We start from the raw sequence: 16,049 nt of genomic DNA on the forward strand, positions 1-16,049 counted from the left end.
CCGCCCGGCCGGCGCGGCCCGCGGAGCGCGGCGGCGGGGGGGGGGGCGGCCCCCCGCGGCCCCGGGGGGGGGGGGGGGGGGGGCCCCCGGGCCCCCCCGCGACCGCCCTCCCCGCTACCGGGTGACCGTGACCCGGTCCCCCTGCGTGACGCCGTTGACCGTCACCGTCAGCGTGACCGTTCCCGGCCGCAGCCCCGTCACCTCGCCGGTGGCCGGGTCGTACGCCGCGATGTCACCCCGGTCCGCCTCCCGCGGCGGGCCGATGTGCAGCCGGTCCGTACCGGACCAGTCCGCGCTGACCGGCCAGGCCACCGGCACCTGCCGCGCGCCCTGCGCGACCGAGGCCGACGCCGCCGCCGAGCGGCCGGCGCGGACCTCCTCGGGCGCGGTCACCGCCAGCGCGTCCACGTGCGGCCGGGTCTGCACGGACACCCAGTCGGGCAGCCCGCGGTAGGGCGTGTTCCGCGCCCGCTGCTGCTCGCCGGGCGTCACCTGGTCGACGCCGATCAGCGACCAGCCGGAGAACCCGCCCTCGCCGGGCGGGGTGGCCGGGGCCTTCCCGGAGTTGCCGTTGATCAGGTACGGCACCCCGTCGACGTGCTCGGCGTGGAACGTGCCGACGTGCCCGCCGACGAACGCCGCGCCCTTGCCCGTACGGGCCCGGAAGTCCGCCAGCCAGTCCTCCAGCACCCGCGCCTCCTTGCGGTCGCTGAGCTGGCTGGCGCGCTGCGCGGTCGGGTCGCGCGGCGGAACGTGCTGGATCACGGTCACCGAGCGCACGGACGGGTCCGCCGCCGCCGCCTCCAACTGCCGCTTCAGCTCCGCGATCTGCGGGTAGCCGCCGCCGCGGAGGGTCAGCGAGGAGGTGTCGAGGGTGAGGAAGCGGGTGCCCTTGTGGTCGAACGTCCGCTGCGCGGGGCCGAATTCGGCGACGAAGTTGGCGACGGAGCCGCCCATCACCTCGTGGTTGCCCGGCACGTAGTACCAGGGCACGGCGTCGCCCAGCTCCTCCTCCAGTATCGTGCGGGCGAACTTCAGGTCCGCGGGCGAACCCTCGTCGACCAGGTCGCCGTTGATGACGAGGAAGTCCGGCCGGGCCGCCCTGATCTCCTGCAGCGTGCGCCGGGTCTGCCGGACGAGCGCGCTGTCCGGCTCGCGGGCGACGAACTGCGCGTCGGACATCACCGCGTACCGCCAGTCCCGGCCCGCCGTCCCGGCGCCCGAGTCGATCAGCGGATCGCGGTGCGCCGCCGTGCGCGGCAGGTCGACCCCGGGCGGGCTCTGCGCGGTGAGTTCGTCGATGACGACCTCGCTGCTGTACTGGCTGGCGGGCTTGGCCTCCGCGAGGTAGAAGCGGAAGACCGACAGCGGGTACTGCGTGCCCTCCGGCACCTGGAAGACCACCTGCTTCCAGCCCTGCCAGGTGACGTAGTCGCCGCGGAGTATCAGGTCGGCGCCGGCGCCGTCCTTGAGCTGCAACGACGGCCAGGCGCCCTTGCCGTCGCCCTTGATCCACAGCCCGAAGCTCAGCGGCTGGCCCGGGATCTCGATGCGCTGCGGCGGCGTGACGTACGCGGCGCGGGTGGCGGTGGACTGGGAGAAGTCGTACGTGATCTTCATCCCGGCGCCCGCGTGGCCCGCGGGCTCCGGGGCGAGCGAGCCGGTGGCGCGGGCGGTGGAGAACTTCCAGTCGGCCGCGTTCCCGAAGTCCGCCAGCACGCTTTCGGTGAGGCCGACGGTCAGCGCGACGTGCGTGACCTTGCCCTGCACGGTCACCTTGAGCACGCCGGAGGCCGTCGGCTCGGTGGTGCGGGCCCGTACGGTGAAGCCGCCGCTGCGCTCGTCCGGGGCGATGTCGAACAGCGCGCGGTCGTAGTCGAGTCGTACGTCGGCGGGGTCGACGGGGGCGCTGGCGCCGTGGGCGTCGCGGCCGACGATCCCGAAGGCCGCCGCGTCCCCGGGGTCGGCCAGGCCGACGCGCTCGCTGGTGGGCGTGATCCGCTCCAGCTCGTCCAGGACGGTCAGTTCGACGCTTCCGGACGCGCCGCCGCGCCGGGCGGTGACCTTCGCGGTGCCGCCGCGGCGGGCGGTGAACGTACCGTCGCCGTCGACGCCGCCGACGTCGCCGCGGTTGCTGGACCACGACGGGCGGCCGGGCGCGGGCCCGTACGTCTCGTCGTAGCCGGCGGCGGCGAGTTCGCGGGTCAGCCCCGGGAAGACGCGGTCGGGGTGGCCGCCGGGCACCGGGTCGACGCCGGGCGCGAGCGCGGGCTCCGCGACGGTGGTGACACGGAAGTCCTTGAGCTTGCCGCTGCCGCCGGGGGCGGTGAACGCCAGGCCGTTGGGCACCTCCCGCTCCTCGCCGTCGGACGGGGAGTTCTCCACGAACCGCTCGTCGGAGCCGGGCGCGCGGGCGACGAGGGTGGAGGAGCCGCCGCCGTCGAGGTTCAGCGCGTCGTACGCGCCGAGGGCGTCCATCATCTTCGCCAACTGCGTGAGCGTGACGCCGCCGGCGTCCGCCTGGCGGCCGTCGACGGTCAGCACGTGCATGGTGCCGCCGTCCTTGGAGAAGCCGACCGCGGTGCGGGGGGCGGCGGTGTTGTTCGGCCGGCCCTCCCAGTTCTGCGGTACGCCGTCCTCGACCAGGACGCCGCGGCCGCCGACCGCGGTACGGGGCACGGGGCTGCCGTCGTCGGTGCGGACGTCGTACTCCACCTGCACCGCGTCGCCCGGCCGCAGTCGGGCGAGGAGCTTGGCGCCGGTGTCGCGGCCGACGAGCACCGTGGTGCCCTCGGCTATCGCGCCCTTCCCCGGCCCGGCGGTCACCTCGGCGACCTTGCCGTCGCGCACGGCGACCTCGGTGACCTCGGTGGCGCCGTCGACGGTCATGGCGCGGTCGGCCTTGCCCCACTGGGCGTTGTACGCGCCGATGCCGTCCGCGGGGACGTTGGCGGCGTTGTGGCCGCCGAGGGGGTGTTCGCCGTCGGGGAGGGTGAGGGTGCCGTCGAAGTAGAGGTCGAGCACGCGGCCCGCCTGGTCGGGGCCGACGCCGACCGCCTCGGAGACCCCGGGCGCGGGCGAGTGCGTCGGGCGGCCCTCCTCGACGCCGGGGCCGAGGGGGGCGCCGGTCTCGTTGATGTCGAAGAAGTCGGCGTTGATGGCGGCCACGGTGGTGCGGCCGGGTCCGGGATCGTGCTCCGCGGCGAGCCTGGAGACGGGGGCGCGCTCGGAGACCTTGCCGCCGAGGTAGTCGACGCGGGTGCCGGCCCCCAGGTCGACGCTGAGCGCGTCGGCCTTGAGCCACTTGTCGGTCTCCAGCCGCTCGAAGGAGGTCAGTTCCATGCCGGGGGCGACGGGCCGGGAGACGGAGGCGATGTCCATGCCCTCGCCTGCCGGTACGGACACCGCACCGGCGGCGCCGGTCGCGGCGGCGGGCCGCTCCTGGCCGACGGCCGCGGGGGCGCCGAGGAGCAACAAGGAAGCCGCCGCTGCCGCGACGGCCCTGGGTCGGAAGGGTTTACTGCGTACTCCCGCTCTGAGCACGTTTTCTCCTTGGAACGACACGGGAACGCACGCTTCTTGCGCACGGCGGGCCACAGCCTGGCAGTGGAGAGTGGTCTACACCAGAGGGCGCGCGCAAACTCCGACCGAACAATTGCCGCCGCCGGTCCGTCATTTGAGATCGTGTCAGGAAGGTCCGTACCAGGTGGGAGGCGGCGGGCGTGTCGCCGTGACAGTCCTGACCGGTGCCCGGGCGCCCCGGCCGCGCGGCCCGCGGGACACCGCGCGCGAGGCGGCGCTGGGTGTCTTGGCGGCGTACGCCGCCGGGACGCGGCGGCGCGGGCCGGCGGCACGGCCGGCCGCGCGCCGCGGTCCGGACCTCAGCCGCGCCGCTTGGCGGCCGTCTTCTTCGCCGCCGCCTTCTTGGCGGGTGCCTTGGCCGGCGTCGCCTTCGCGCGCTTCGCCGTCTTCTTGGCGGTCACCCGCTTCCGCGCCGGCGGCGAGTCGCTCACCCGGTCGCCCAGGATCTCCCGCAGGAACTTCCCCGTGTGGCTGGCAGGCACGGCCGCCACCTCCTCCGGCGAGCCCTCCGCGACCACCAGGCCGCCGCCGCTGCCGCCCTCGGGGCCGAGGTCGACGACCCAGTCGGCGGTCTTGATGACGTCCAGGTTGTGCTCGATGACGATCACCGTGTTGCCCTTGTCGACCAGGCCGGTCAGCACGCCGATCAGCTTCTTGATGTCGTCGAAGTGCAGCCCGGTCGTGGGCTCGTCCAGCACGTACACCGTGCGGCCCGTCGACCGCTTCTGCAGCTCGCTCGACAGCTTCACCCGCTGCGCCTCGCCGCCCGACAGCGTCGGCGCCGGCTGGCCCAGCCGCACGTACCCCAGCCCCACCTCGTTGAGCGTCTTGAGGTGGCGCGCGATCGCCGGCACCGCCTCGAAGAAGGACAGCGCCTCCTCGATCGGCATGTCCAGCACCTCGGCGATGGACTTGCCTTTGTAGTGCACGTCCAGGGTCTCGCGGTTGTACCGCGCGCCGTGGCAGACCTCGCACGGCACGTACACGTCCGGGAGGAAGTTCATCTCGATCTTGATCGTGCCGTCACCGGAGCAGTTCTCGCAGCGACCGCCCTTGACGTTGAAGGAGAACCGGCCCGGCTGATAGCCGCGGACCTTCGCCTCCGTCGTCTCCGCGAACAGCTTGCGGACGTGGTCGAAGACGCCGGTGTACGTGGCGGGGTTGGAGCGCGGCGTACGGCCGATGGGCGACTGGTCGACGTGCACCACCTTGTCGACCAGGTCGTCCCCGTCGACCCGGGTGTGCCGCCCGGGCACGCTCCGGGCGCCGTTCAGCTCGCGCGCCAGATGCGTGTACAGGATGTCGTTGACCAGCGTCGACTTGCCCGACCCCGAGACGCCCGTGACCGCCGTGAGCACCCCGAGCGGGAACGCCACGTCGATGTCCTGGAGGTTGTTCTCCCGCGCCCCGCGGACGACGAGTTCCCGCGTGCCGTCGACGGGCCGCCGGATCTCCGGCGTCGGGATCTCCTTCTTCCCCGACAGATACTGCCCGGTGACCGACGCGTCGTTGTCCAGCAGCTCCTTCAGCGAGCCGCTGTGCACCACCCTGCCGCCGTGCTCGCCGGCGCCCGGGCCGATGTCGACGACCCAGTCGGAGGTCTTGATGGTGTCCTCGTCGTGCTCGACGACGATCAGCGTGTTCCCCAGGTCGCGCAGCCGGACCAGGGTCTCGATCAGCCGGTGGTTGTCCCGCTGGTGCAGCCCGATGGACGGCTCGTCCAGCACGTACAGCACGCCGACGAGACCGGAGCCGATCTGCGTGGCGAGCCGGATGCGCTGGGCCTCGCCGCCGGAGAGGGTGCCCGCGGCGCGGTTGAGCGACAGGTAGTCCAGGCCCACGTCGACCAGGAACCGCAGCCGCTCGTTGACCTCCTTCAGCACCCGCTCGGCGATGGTCTTCTCGCGGTCGTTCAGCTCCATCGCACCGAGGAAGTCGGCGCAGTCGCTGATCGACATCGCCGAGATGTCGGCGATCGACCTGTCCTGCACCGTGACCGCGAGGACGACCGGCTTCAGCCGCGTCCCGTTGCAGGTCGGGCAGGGGACCTCCCGCATGTAGCCCTCGAAGCGCTCGCGGCTCGCGTCGCTCTCCGCCTCCGCGTGCCGCCGCTTGACGAACGGCACGGCGCCCTCGAAGGAGGTGGTGTACGACCGCTCGCGCCCGTACCGGTTGCGGTAGCGCACCTCGATCTTCGTCCGGTGCCCCTGCAGCAGCGCCTTCTGCGCCCGCTGCGGCAGCCCGGCCCACGGAATGTCCGTACGGAACCCGAGGTCGTCGGCGAGGGCGCCGACGAGCCGGGCGAAGTAGTCCTTGGTGTGGCCGTGCGACCACGGGTGGATGGCGCCCTCGTCCAGCGACTTGTCCGGGTCGGGGACGATCAGCTCGGGGTCGACCTCCATCCGGCTGCCGATGCCCGTGCAGTCGGGGCAGGCGCCGAACGGCGAGTTGAAGGAGAAGGAGCGCGGCTCCATCTCCTCGAACGACAGGTCGTCGTACGGGCAGTAGAGATGCTCGGAGTACATCCGCTCGCGGTCCGGGTCGTCCGCGTCCAGGTCGACGAAGTCGAGGATGACCATCCCGCCGGAGAGCCCGAGGGCGGTCTCGACGGAGTCGGTCAGCCGGCGCTTGGCGCTCTCCTTGACCGTGAGGCGGTCGACGACCACCTCGATCGTGTGCTTCTCCTGCTTCTTCAGCTTGGGCGGGTCGGTCAGCGACGACGTCTGCCCGTCGACCCGCGCCCGGCTGTACCCCTTCGACTGCAGGTCCGAGAAGAGGTCCACGAACTCGCCCTTGCGCTCGCGCACCAGCGGCGACAGCACCTGGAAGCGGCTGCCCTCCGGCAGCGCCAGCACCTTGTCCACGATCGCCTGCGGCGACTGCCGGGTGATCGGCCGGCCGCAGACCGGGCAGTGCGGCTTGCCGATGCGGGCGAAGAGCAGCCGCAGGTAGTCGTAGACCTCGGTGATCGTGCCGACGGTGGACCGCGGGTTGCGCGACGTGGACTTCTGGTCGATCGAGACGGCCGGCGACAGCCCCTCGATGAAGTCGACGTCCGGCTTGTCCATCTGGCCGAGGAACTGCCGCGCGTAGCTGGACAGCGACTCGACGTAGCGGCGCTGGCCCTCGGCGAAGATCGTGTCGAACGCCAGGGACGACTTGCCGGACCCCGAGAGTCCCGTGAAGACGATGAGGGAGTCGCGGGGCAGGTCGAGCGAGACGTTCTTCAGATTGTGCTCGCGAGCGCCACGGACGAGGAGACGGTCGGCCACGCCGGTCGGACCTTTCTTGATGAGCGGCGGGGACCGTCCGGACGGACGGCGCCCCTTGTCAAGCGTATGGGGGTGGCGGCGGAGCTGTCCGCAGCTTTCTCCCATCGAGCCACACGCTAACGTCTGGGTCTGACAACGACGTCCGGCCCAGCATTCCCACCCGCTCGCCTCCAGGGGATCCGATGACAGAAAGCGCAGGTCGCACGTACGACCCCGTACGCGACATGGCCACCCTACGAGCCGCCACCGACAGCCTCCTCGCCGGCGCCGCCCGCCTCGGTCCCCTCGGGGACGACGCGGTACGGGCGCCGAGCGCGCTGCCCGGCTGGACCCGCGGCCACGTGCTCGCCCACCTCGCCCGCAACGCCGACGCCCTGGTCAACGTGCTCTCCGGCCGCCCCATGTACGCGAGCGCGGAAGCCCGGGACGCCGGCATCGAGGCCGGCGCCCACCGCCCGCTGGCCGAGCAGCTCGACGACGTACGGGCGACCGCGGACCGGCTGGCGCAGACCGCGGCGGACATCCCGGCGGACGGCTGGGCGGCCCGCTGCGAGCTGCGCAACGGCGTGACGGATGTCATGGCCCGGATCCCCTTCCGGCGGCTGGTGGAGGTGGAGCTGCACCACGTGGACCTGGACGCGGGCTACACCCTGGACCAGCTCCCGGAGGAGTTCGTGACCCGGGAGATCGACTTCCTCACCGCACGCTTCGCGGGCAACGAACAGGTGACCCCCCTGTCACTCTCCGCGCCCGACGGCAGCACCTGGACCACCGGCGCCCCGCAGTCCGCCGGCGATCCGGTGCGGGTCACCGGCGCCCCGTACGCCCTGATGGGCTGGCTCGCCGGCCGCACCGCGGGCACGGGCGTACGCACGGAGGACGGCGCCGCACTGCCGACCCTGCCCCCGCTCTGAGAGGCTGGCCCCATGTCGTACACGGGCAAGGTCACCGTCGGCGGCGCCGCCGAGGTGCACGAGCTGACGGACCTGATGATCTCCAAGGTCGCCGTCGGACCGATGAACAACAACGCCTATCTGCTGCGCTGCCGCGCGACGGACGAGCAGTTGCTGATCGACGCCGCGAACGAGCCCCACACGCTGCTCACCCTCATCGGCCGCGACGGCATCACCTCCGCCGTCACCACCCACGGCCACGGCGACCACTGGCAGGCCCTGGCCCCGGTCGTCGCGGCCACGGGCGCCCGCACCTACGCGGGCCGCGCGGACGCCGCCGACATCGACGTCCCCACGGACGTCCTCGTGGACGACGGCGACACGATCACGGTGGGCCGCATCCCCCTCACCGCGCGCCACCTCGTCGGCCACACCCCGGGCTCCATCGCCCTGGTCTACGACGACCCGCACGGCCACCCCCACGTCTTCACGGGCGACTGCCTCTTCCCGGGCGGCGTGGGCAACACCTGGGGCGACGCGGAGCGCTTCACGTCACTGCTGCACGACGTGGAGACCAAGATCTTCGCGGAGCTGCCGGACGAAACCTGGGTCTACCCGGGCCACGGCGACGACACCACCCTGGGCGCGGAACGCCCGCACCTGCCGGAGTGGCGCGAACGCGGCTGGTGAGCGCGGAAGCCGCCGTCCGGCAGACGGCGGCTTCCCCTGCCCGTCGAACGGGCGGACTCCGCGTGCCCGGCCCGGACGCCCTCCGGGCCGGGCACGCAGAGGGTCTTCGTCAGTCGTCGCCCGCGCCCGGGCGGCGGGCCTCGGCGGGCTCCTCTTCCTTCTCCTTCTGCTCCGCCTCCAGGCGGCGCGAGGCCCGCAGGCTCGTGATCGTCGTGATGACGAGGACGCCGCCGATCACGCTCAGCGAGATCGCCGTGCTGATCTCGGGGACGTGCACCCCGGACTCGTGCAGGGCGTGGAGCACCAGCTTCACGCCGATGAAGCCGAGGATGGCCGACAGCCCGTACGAGAGGTGGACCAGCTTCTTGAGCAGGCCGCCGATGAGGAAGTAGAGCTGCCGCAGGCCCATCAGCGCGAAGGCGTTCGCCGTGAAGACGATGTACGGGTCCTGGGTGAGGCCGAAGATCGCGGGGATGGAGTCCAGCGCGAAGAGCAGGTCCGTGGTACCGATCGCCAGCATGACGATCAGCATCGGCGTCATCAGCCGCTTGCCGTTCTCGGTGATGAACAGCTTCGTGCCGTGGTACTTGTCGGTGGCGGCGAAGCGGCGCTCGACCATCTTGAGCAGCCGGTTCTCCTCCCACTCCTCTTCCTCGTCGTCGCCCTTGGCCTCCTGGATCAGCTTCCAGGCGGTGTAGATGAGGAACGCGCCGAAGATGTAGAAGACCCAGGAGAAGGACGCGATCAGCGCGGCGCCCGCGGCGATGAAGGCCGCGCGCATCACCAGCGCGATGAGGACACCGACCATGAGCACCCGGGCCTGGTACTGCGGGGGGACCGCGAACTTGCTCATGATGATCACGAAGATGAAGAGGTTGTCGACGCTCAGCGACTTCTCCGTGACGTAGCCGGCGAAGAACTCACCGGACGCCTGGCCGTCGCCCCAGATCAACAGCCCGACGCCGAAGAGCCCGGCGAGGACGATCCAGATGATCGTCCAGGTGCCCGCCTCCTTGAGCGTCACTTCATGGGGCTTCCGGCCGACGAAGAAGTCGGTGCCGATCAGGGCACACAGGCCCACGATCGTGAGCACCCACAGGGTCAGCGATACGTCCACTCGTCCTCCGCGGCAAGTCCGGCATGTTCAGCGTGATGGTTGCCGGGCGTGCCTTCCACTTGTGGAACTGGAAGCTCACCCCCAACCGTCGACTGTATAGAACGAGCCAAGCCATGGCAAAGTTCCGATCAAGTATGCAGGTCACAGCCTGTACGAGCCGGAGAGGTACGGCACGCGAACGGCCCGCAGGCGCAGTGCCTGCGGGCCGTGGGTGACGCGGGACCGATCGACGTCAGCGGCGCAGCGCCCGGCGGGCCGCCGCGACCTGGGCCAGCACCTGTTCCAGCACCCGGCTGCCCATCGGCGCGCGCGCCGGTTCGTACGTCCAGGCGTGGCCGATCCAGGGGTCGGCCAGGTGGTCGTCCGGGGTGGGCGTCAGCCGCAGCATGCCCCGCCAGAACGGGTCCAGCAGCGGGCCGTAGCCCTTGGCGTCCTCGCGGTCGGCGACGACCAGCAGGTGCACGCCGACCGAAGGACCCTCGTCCGCCAGGTACCGCAGTTGGCTGATGGCGCGGTCGTCGAAGCCGTGCGGGAAGTCGTTGACCACCAGGAGCTGCTGCGCCGGGTCCAGGTCCGGCGGCAGCGCGTCGGCCGCGCCGCTGCGCAGTGCCATCTGGACGAGGTCGATGCGCTGGGTCAGCCGGGTGAGCGTGTCGGTGACGCCCGCGGCGCCCTTCGGCGGCGGCTCGGCCAGGACGCCGGAGTGGAGCAGCGGGGTGAGCGCGGTGGTGGCCGTGCCGCCCGGGTCGATGAAGTGCACGTTGAACTCGCCCGCCGGGTGCACCGACAGCAGCCGGGCGGCGTGCGCCACGGCGGTGTCGAGCGCCAGCGCGCGCCGCTCCGCGGAGTCCGGGAAGCCGTGCTCGGAGTCGCCTTCGAGCGCGCCGGGACCGAGCGAGGAGGTCCCGCTGTCCACCCACAGGCCGCGCTGCAGCGGCAGCCGTACGAGCAGCGGAACGCGCAGCTCCGTGTGCTCGGGCAGGTGGAGGTCGCCGAGGCGCAGGGCCATCGGCGCGTCCTCCGGCACCTCGTACTCGTGCCACACGGGACTCGCCCAGGAGGCGAACGCGGGCGGCAGCGCGGGCTCGACGACGCCGGCCTCGGCGACGAGCTGCCCGAGGTCGCGGTCGAGGACCTCGCGCGCCCGGTCCACCAGGGTGGAGTGGCGGGCGAGCACCTCGGCGCGCGCGGAGTCGGCGATGGAGCCCATCCGGGCGCGCGGGTCGGCCAGGAGCTGGTCGAGCTCGCGGTCCATCCGGGAGTCGGCGAAGTCGACGGCGCTGCGGTACGCCGCGACCGTACGGGCCAGGTCCTCGAACATGCCCCAGACCTGGTTGTACAGCCGCTCCTCCATGCTCCAGCCGGGGGCGTCCCCCGCGACCGGTGCGGCGGGGCCCGACTGCGAGCCCCCGGACTGCGGCGGTACGCCGCCGGCGGCGCTGCCCGCGCCGGCCGGGGCGCCGGGACGCGCGCCCGCGCCGGCCCCGACACCGGGGGGCGGGGGCGCCGCGGCGGACGCGGGGGCGCGCGGCGCACCGGACGCGCCAGGCGTACCAGGTCCGCCGCTCGAACCACCCGACGCGCCCGCGGCACCCGCCGCCGCGGCGCGGCGCGGGTGGCGGTAGTCGACGGGTCCTGCCTGCGCCTGCCGCTCCTCGGCGGCCTGCTGCGGCCGCCTGGCCCCGGAACCGGCCGGCTGGCCGGTGACCGGCGGCGGCGCCGGGGCGACGGCGCGCGCCAGCCCCTCGGCCACGGCCCGTTCGATGTCGGCGGCGAGCTGCTGCGCCTCCGGCAGGCCCTGGTCCGCGAGCATGGCGGCGAGCCCGCCCGCGTACCCCTGGCCCACGGCACGGATCTTCCACGCGTCGCCCCGCCGGTACAGCTCCACGGCGGTGACCGCCGACTCGCTGTCCAGGCCGGTGATGACGAACCGCGCGATCGCCGTGCCGTCGAGGCCCGTGACGGCCACCGACGGCGGCGCTATGGCGCCGAAGCTCCGCGGCCCCGGCACGCCCGCGGGCAGCGCCAGCAGCACGTGCACGCGCTCCACGTCCGGCGGCACCGCGTCCAGGTCCACCGCCAGCCGGTGCTCCGCCGCCGCCTGTCCCGGCACCTCGAGTCCCGGCAGTTGCGGCGCGCCGGGGTGCGCGATCCGGCCCGGGTCGCTGACCCTGCCGTCCTCTCCCCCCAGCGTGGCGCCCGGCGTCACCGGGCTCCCCGCCGAAATCCTGATCTCCACCCGGGTCTGCGGCAGCAGATGGTTCTGCCCGCGGACCAACTCGGCCGTCATGCGGCCCTCCCCTGCACTCGCTGCGGCCGTCGACGTCGCGTCATGCCTCGGAAACCGGTCGTCCCCGCGCTCCTAGAGAAGCGGCTGGATCGACGGCATCAGGTCCTGGAAGGTACGGCCGTTGGCCGGCGAGCCGAGGGCGGTCATGCCCCAGCCGGACCCCGTCCGGTGCACCTTCGCCATGATCTGGGCGGTGTACGTGCCGCCGCCGGTGAGCGTGTAGCGCGCCAGCTCCTGGCCGTTGCTCTCGTCCACGAGCCGGCAGAACGCGTTCTGCACCTCTTCGAAGGTCTGGCCGGTGAACGAGTTCACGGTGAAGATGATCTGGTCGATGTGCACCGGCACGCGCTGCAGGTCCACCAGGATCGACTCGTCGTCACCGCCCTGGCCCGCGCCGCCGACCAGGTTGTCACCGGTGTGCCGGACCGAGCCGTCGTCGCTCACGAGGTGCTGGAAGAACACCACGTCGACGGGCTCCTTGTCGGCGAAGAGCACGGCGGAGGCGTCGAGGTCGATCTCGCGCGTGCGCTTACCGAAGAGACCGCGCCGTTCGGCGGCCTGCCAGCCCAGCCCCATGCGGACCGAGCTGAGGGTGCCGCCATCGGACTTCTGCAGGCTGATGGCCTGACCCTTGGACAAGTTGATCGACACGCTTACGTTCCCCTCCTGCTCCGAACGCGCCATGACCGGCGCGCTGCCACGCACATTACGCAGGACAGCGGCCCTGTGCTCCCCCCGGAGGAGGATTTGTGGCGCTCCTGCTACACACCACCGGTTGTGCGCTCCCGGACGGCCACGCTCCGCGTACGCCCGGGGCGCTCCCACGCCCCGCACAACCCGGCGCTACGACAGCCCGGCCTCCTTCATCTGCCGGAGCTCCTTCTTCATCTCCGCTACCTCGTCGCGCAGCCGGGCCGCCACCTCGAACTGGAGGTCCGCGGCGGCGGACCGCATCCGGGCGGTCATGTCCTCGATCTGCGCGGCGAGATCGGCGGCGGGCGTCTCCGTGGGCGCCGCACCGGCCCCGGCCCCGCCGCGGCGGGCGGGCTTCGTCTTCTGCCGCAGCTCCGGCACCGGCGCCTTCGCCGCGGCGTCGGGCTTCGTGGACCGGTAGCCCGAGCCGAGCAGCGCCTCGGTGTCGACCTCCTCGCGGGCGATCTGCGCGACGATGTCGTTGATCTTCTTGCGCAGCGGCTGCGGGTCGATCCCGTGTTCCTCGTTGTACGCGATCTGCTTGGCGCGGCGCCGGTTGGTCTCGTCGATCGCCTTCTCCATGCCCGGCGTGATCCTGTCCGCGTACATGTGCACCTCGCCGGAGACGTTGCGCGCGGCGCGGCCGATGGTCTGGATCAGCGACGTGCCGGAGCGGAGGAAGCCCTCCTTGTCGGCGTCGAGGATGGCGACGAGGGACACCTCGGGCAGGTCCAGGCCCTCACGCAGCAGGTTGATGCCCACCAGCACGTCGTACTCCCCGGCGCGCAGTTCGCGCAGCAACTCGACGCGGCGCAGCGTGTCGACGTCGCTGTGCAGGTAGCGCACCTGGATGCCCAGCTCCAGGAAGTAGTCCGTGAGGTCCTCGGCCATCTTCTTGGTCAGCGTGGTGACGAGGACGCGCTCGTCCTTCTCCGCGCGCGTGCGGATCTCGTGCACAAGGTCGTCGATCTGGCCCTCGGTCGGCTTGACGACGACCTGGGGGTCGACGAGCCCGGTGGGGCGGATGATCTGCTCCACGACACCGTCGCCGCGGGACAGCTCGTACGGCCCGGGGGTGGCGGAGAGGTAGACCGTCTGGCCGATGCGCTCCAGGAACTCCTCCCACTTCAGCGGGCGGTTGTCCAGCGCGGACGGCAGCCGGAAGCCGTGGTCGACGAGGGTCCGCTTGCGGGACGCGTCGCCCTCGTACATGGCGCCGACCTGCGGGACGGTGACGTGCGACTCGTCGATGACGAGGAGGAAGTCCTCCGGGAAGTAGTCCAGCAGGGTGTGCGGCGGGGAGCCGGTCTCGCGGCCGTCCATGTGCAGCGAGTAGTTCTCGACCCCGGAGCAGGTGCCGATCTGCTGGAGCATCTCCAGGTCGTACGTTGTGCGCATGCGCAGCCGCTGCGCCTCCAGCAGCTTGCCCTGCTTCTCCAGCGTCCCGAGCTGCGTGCCCAGCTCGGTCTCGATGCCGGCGACGGCCTTGGCCATGCGCTCGGGTCCCGCGATGTAGTGCGAGGCCGGGAAGACGTAGAGGCCGTCGTCCTCGCTCATGACCTCGCCGGTCAGCGGGTGGAGCGTGGACAGGGCCTCGATCTCGTCCCCGAACATCTCGATGCGGACGGCCAGTTCCTCGTAGACCGGGAAGATCTCGATGGTGTCGCCGCGGACCCGGAACGTGCCGCGGGTGAACGCCTGGTCGTTGCGGGCGTACTGGATGTCGACGAAGCGGCGCAGCAACTGGTCCCGGTCGATCTCCTCGCCGACCTTGAGCGGCACCATCCGGTCGACGTACTCCTGCGGCGTGCCCAGGCCGTAGATGCACGAGACGGAGGCGACCACGATGACGTCGCGCCGGGTGAGCAGCGAGTTCGTCGCGGAGTGGCGCAGGCGCTCCACCTCCTCGTTGATCGAGGAGTCCTTCTCGATGTACGTGTCCGTCTGGGGGACGTACGCCTCGGGCTGGTAGTAGTCGTAGTACGAGACGAAGTACTCCACCGCGTTGTTCGGCAGGAGCTCGCGGAACTCGTTCGCCAACTGCGCGGCCAGCGTCTTGTTGGGCGCGAGGACCAGCGTGGGGCGCTGCAGGCGCTCGACCATCCAGGCCGTCGTGGCCGACTTGCCCGTGCCGGTCGCGCCGAGCAGCACCACGTTTTGCTCGCCCGCCCTGATCCGCCGTTCGAGCTCGTCGATGGCGGCGGGCTGGTCGCCGTTCGGCTGATAAGAGCTGACGACCTCGAAAGGCGCCGTGGTGCGTTGGATGTCTGTGACGGGCCGCATGCCCCCACCGTACGACCCGCCGCTGACAACGCGCCGCGCATCACCCCGGCGTCCTCGCTGACCTGGCCCAATACCGAACTCCCTGGGCCGCCGACCAGATCAATTCCAGCCAGATCGGCGGGCCCCGAAACGGCATAGCAAGCGCTTCCTCAAGCCTTCCACCTGCGCCGACCGGAATCGGCACGCGTTCACCGCGCCGATATCGGCGTTCAATCTCTGGCCATCCCCGGCCTCGTACTCTGTCGCCTGCCACTGGGACCCTGCGGCGACAAGTGATCACCTCTAGTCGAGGAGACTGCATGCCCTCCCGCACGCTTACGCGCGCGTCCGGCGCTCTGACGGCGCTGGCCGGCCTCGTGCTCACCGCGGCCGCCACCTCCGCCACCGCGACCGCTGCCGAGCCCGCAGCCGACCCCGATTCCGCCGCACCGATCGTGACCGTCGCGCACCGCGGCGCCTCCGCGTACGCCCCCGAGAACACCCTCGCCGCCATCGACACGGCCCGCGACATGGGGATCGACTGGGTCGAGAACGACGTGCAGCGCAGCAAGGACGGCGAGCTGGTCATCATGCACGACGACACGCTCGCCAGGACCACCAACGTGGAGGAGGTGTTCCCCGACCGCGCCCCCTGGAAGGTCTCCGACTTCACCTGGAAGGAGATCCGCACGCTCGACGCCGGTAGCTGGAAGGGCGCGGAGTGGGCGGGCACGCGGGTGCCGAACCTGGACCAGTACATGAAGCGGGTCACGCAGAACCACCAGAAGCTGGTGCTGGAGATCAAGAAGCCGGAGCTGTACCCGGGGATCGAGAAGGAGATCCTCACCGAGCTGCGCAAGAGCGGCTGGCTGAGCCGCCCGGCCGTGAAGAACAAGCTGGTCGTGCAGAGCTTCGGCGCGGACTCCATCAAGACCGTGCACGAGCTGCGGCCGGACGTGAAAACCGGCTTCCTCGGCGCCCCGGCGGTGGCGGACCTGCCCGAGTACGCCACCTTCTCGGACCAGATCAACTCCAACCACGGCACCATGTCCGCCGAGTACTACGCGGCCGTGCACGCCCTGAAGGGGCCGCACGGCAAGCAGTTGGAGAGCTACACGTGGACGGTCGACGACCCGGCGCGGGCCGTCCAGTTGGCAGAGTGGGGCGCGGACGGGATCATCACCAACAAGCCCGACCTGATCGCCGAGGCGCTGGCGGACGCCGGGTTCGGGGTCGCCGCGGAGTAGCGG

9 protein-coding genes are annotated in these 16,049 nt (G+C 72.0%); 3 read left to right on the top strand and 6 right to left on the bottom strand.

The annotated features are described in order from the left end of the window. Positions 1–114: 114 nt before the first annotated feature. Entirely contained in the window at positions 115–3,381 is a 3,267-nt protein-coding gene (locus ACFYVJ_RS17045; RefSeq protein ID WP_388892290.1) for a phosphodiester glycosidase family protein, read from the bottom strand. Between the two features lie 500 nt (positions 3,382–3,881). Further along, positions 3,882–6,854 carry an excinuclease ABC subunit UvrA gene (gene uvrA / locus ACFYVJ_RS17050; RefSeq protein ID WP_388891972.1) on the bottom strand — a complete coding sequence of 991 codons (2,973 nt, stop codon included), beginning with the start codon at positions 6,852–6,854 and terminating at the stop codon, positions 3,882–3,884. 224 nt (positions 6,855–7,078) lie between these two features. On the opposite strand from uvrA, the gene ACFYVJ_RS17055 reads away from it, so the two are divergent. Together ACFYVJ_RS17055 and ACFYVJ_RS17060 are read left to right on the top strand one after the other, a co-directional pair. Further along, the gene (locus ACFYVJ_RS17055; RefSeq protein WP_388892293.1) at positions 7,079–7,768 is read left to right on the top strand and encodes a maleylpyruvate isomerase family mycothiol-dependent enzyme; all 690 of its coding nucleotides are present in this window, start codon (positions 7,079–7,081) and stop codon (positions 7,766–7,768) included. A gap of 12 nt (positions 7,769–7,780) precedes the next feature. Further along, the gene (locus tag ACFYVJ_RS17060) at positions 7,781–8,437 is read left to right on the top strand and encodes an MBL fold metallo-hydrolase (protein ID WP_388891975.1); all 657 of its coding nucleotides are present in this window, start codon (positions 7,781–7,783) and stop codon (positions 8,435–8,437) included. Between the two features lie 109 nt (positions 8,438–8,546). On the opposite strand, the gene ACFYVJ_RS17065 is transcribed toward ACFYVJ_RS17060, so the two are convergent. The 4 genes from ACFYVJ_RS17065 to uvrB all read right to left on the bottom strand — a co-directional run bounded on the left by ACFYVJ_RS17065 (position 8,547) and on the right by uvrB (position 14,820). Continuing rightward, entirely contained in the window at positions 8,547–9,554 is a 1,008-nt protein-coding gene (locus ACFYVJ_RS17065; RefSeq protein WP_388891978.1) for a TerC family protein, read from the bottom strand. Positions 9,555–9,786: 232 nt separating this feature from the next. Then, positions 9,787–11,844: a TerD family protein gene (locus ACFYVJ_RS17070; protein WP_388891982.1), complete on the bottom strand. Its 2,058-nt coding sequence runs from the start codon at positions 11,842–11,844 to the stop codon at positions 9,787–9,789. A gap of 72 nt (positions 11,845–11,916) precedes the next feature. Next, positions 11,917–12,528: a TerD family protein gene (locus tag ACFYVJ_RS17075; RefSeq protein ID WP_388891985.1), complete on the bottom strand. Its 612-nt coding sequence runs from the start codon at positions 12,526–12,528 to the stop codon at positions 11,917–11,919. A 159-nt stretch (positions 12,529–12,687) separates the two neighbouring features. Further along, positions 12,688–14,820 carry an excinuclease ABC subunit UvrB gene (gene uvrB, locus ACFYVJ_RS17080; RefSeq protein WP_388891988.1) on the bottom strand — a complete coding sequence of 711 codons (2,133 nt, stop codon included), beginning with the start codon at positions 14,818–14,820 and terminating at the stop codon, positions 12,688–12,690. Between the two features lie 299 nt (positions 14,821–15,119). Between uvrB and ACFYVJ_RS17085 the strand changes: the two genes are divergently transcribed. After that, positions 15,120–16,046 (top strand): glycerophosphodiester phosphodiesterase, encoded by a 927-nt coding sequence (locus ACFYVJ_RS17085; protein WP_388891991.1) that lies wholly within the window; start codon positions 15,120–15,122, stop codon positions 16,044–16,046. The last annotated feature ends 3 nt before the right edge of the window (positions 16,047–16,049 follow it).

The organism is Streptomyces sp. NPDC004134, assembly GCF_042874195.1.
Taxonomy (GTDB): Bacteria; Actinomycetota; Actinomycetes; order Streptomycetales; family Streptomycetaceae; genus Streptomyces.

Bases quoted from the DNA above. Each gene is read 5' to 3' on its own strand.
- ACFYVJ_RS17060 (WP_388891975.1), top strand. From the start codon at position 7,781: ATGTCGTACACGGGCAAGGTCACCGTCGGCGGCGCCGCCGAGGTGCAC.
- ACFYVJ_RS17075 (WP_388891985.1), bottom strand. From the start codon at position 12,528: ATGGCGCGTTCGGAGCAGGAGGGGAACGTAAGCGTGTCGATCAACTTG.
- ACFYVJ_RS17085 (WP_388891991.1), top strand. From the start codon at position 15,120: ATGCCCTCCCGCACGCTTACGCGCGCGTCCGGCGCTCTGACGGCGCTG.
- ACFYVJ_RS17070 (WP_388891982.1), bottom strand. From the start codon at position 11,844: ATGACGGCCGAGTTGGTCCGCGGGCAGAACCATCTGCTGCCGCAGACC.
- uvrB (WP_388891988.1), bottom strand. From the start codon at position 14,820: ATGCGGCCCGTCACAGACATCCAACGCACCACGGCGCCTTTCGAGGTC.
- ACFYVJ_RS17045 (WP_388892290.1), bottom strand. From the start codon at position 3,381: ATGGACATCGCCTCCGTCTCCCGGCCCGTCGCCCCCGGCATGGAACTG.
- ACFYVJ_RS17055 (WP_388892293.1), top strand. From the start codon at position 7,079: ATGGCCACCCTACGAGCCGCCACCGACAGCCTCCTCGCCGGCGCCGCC.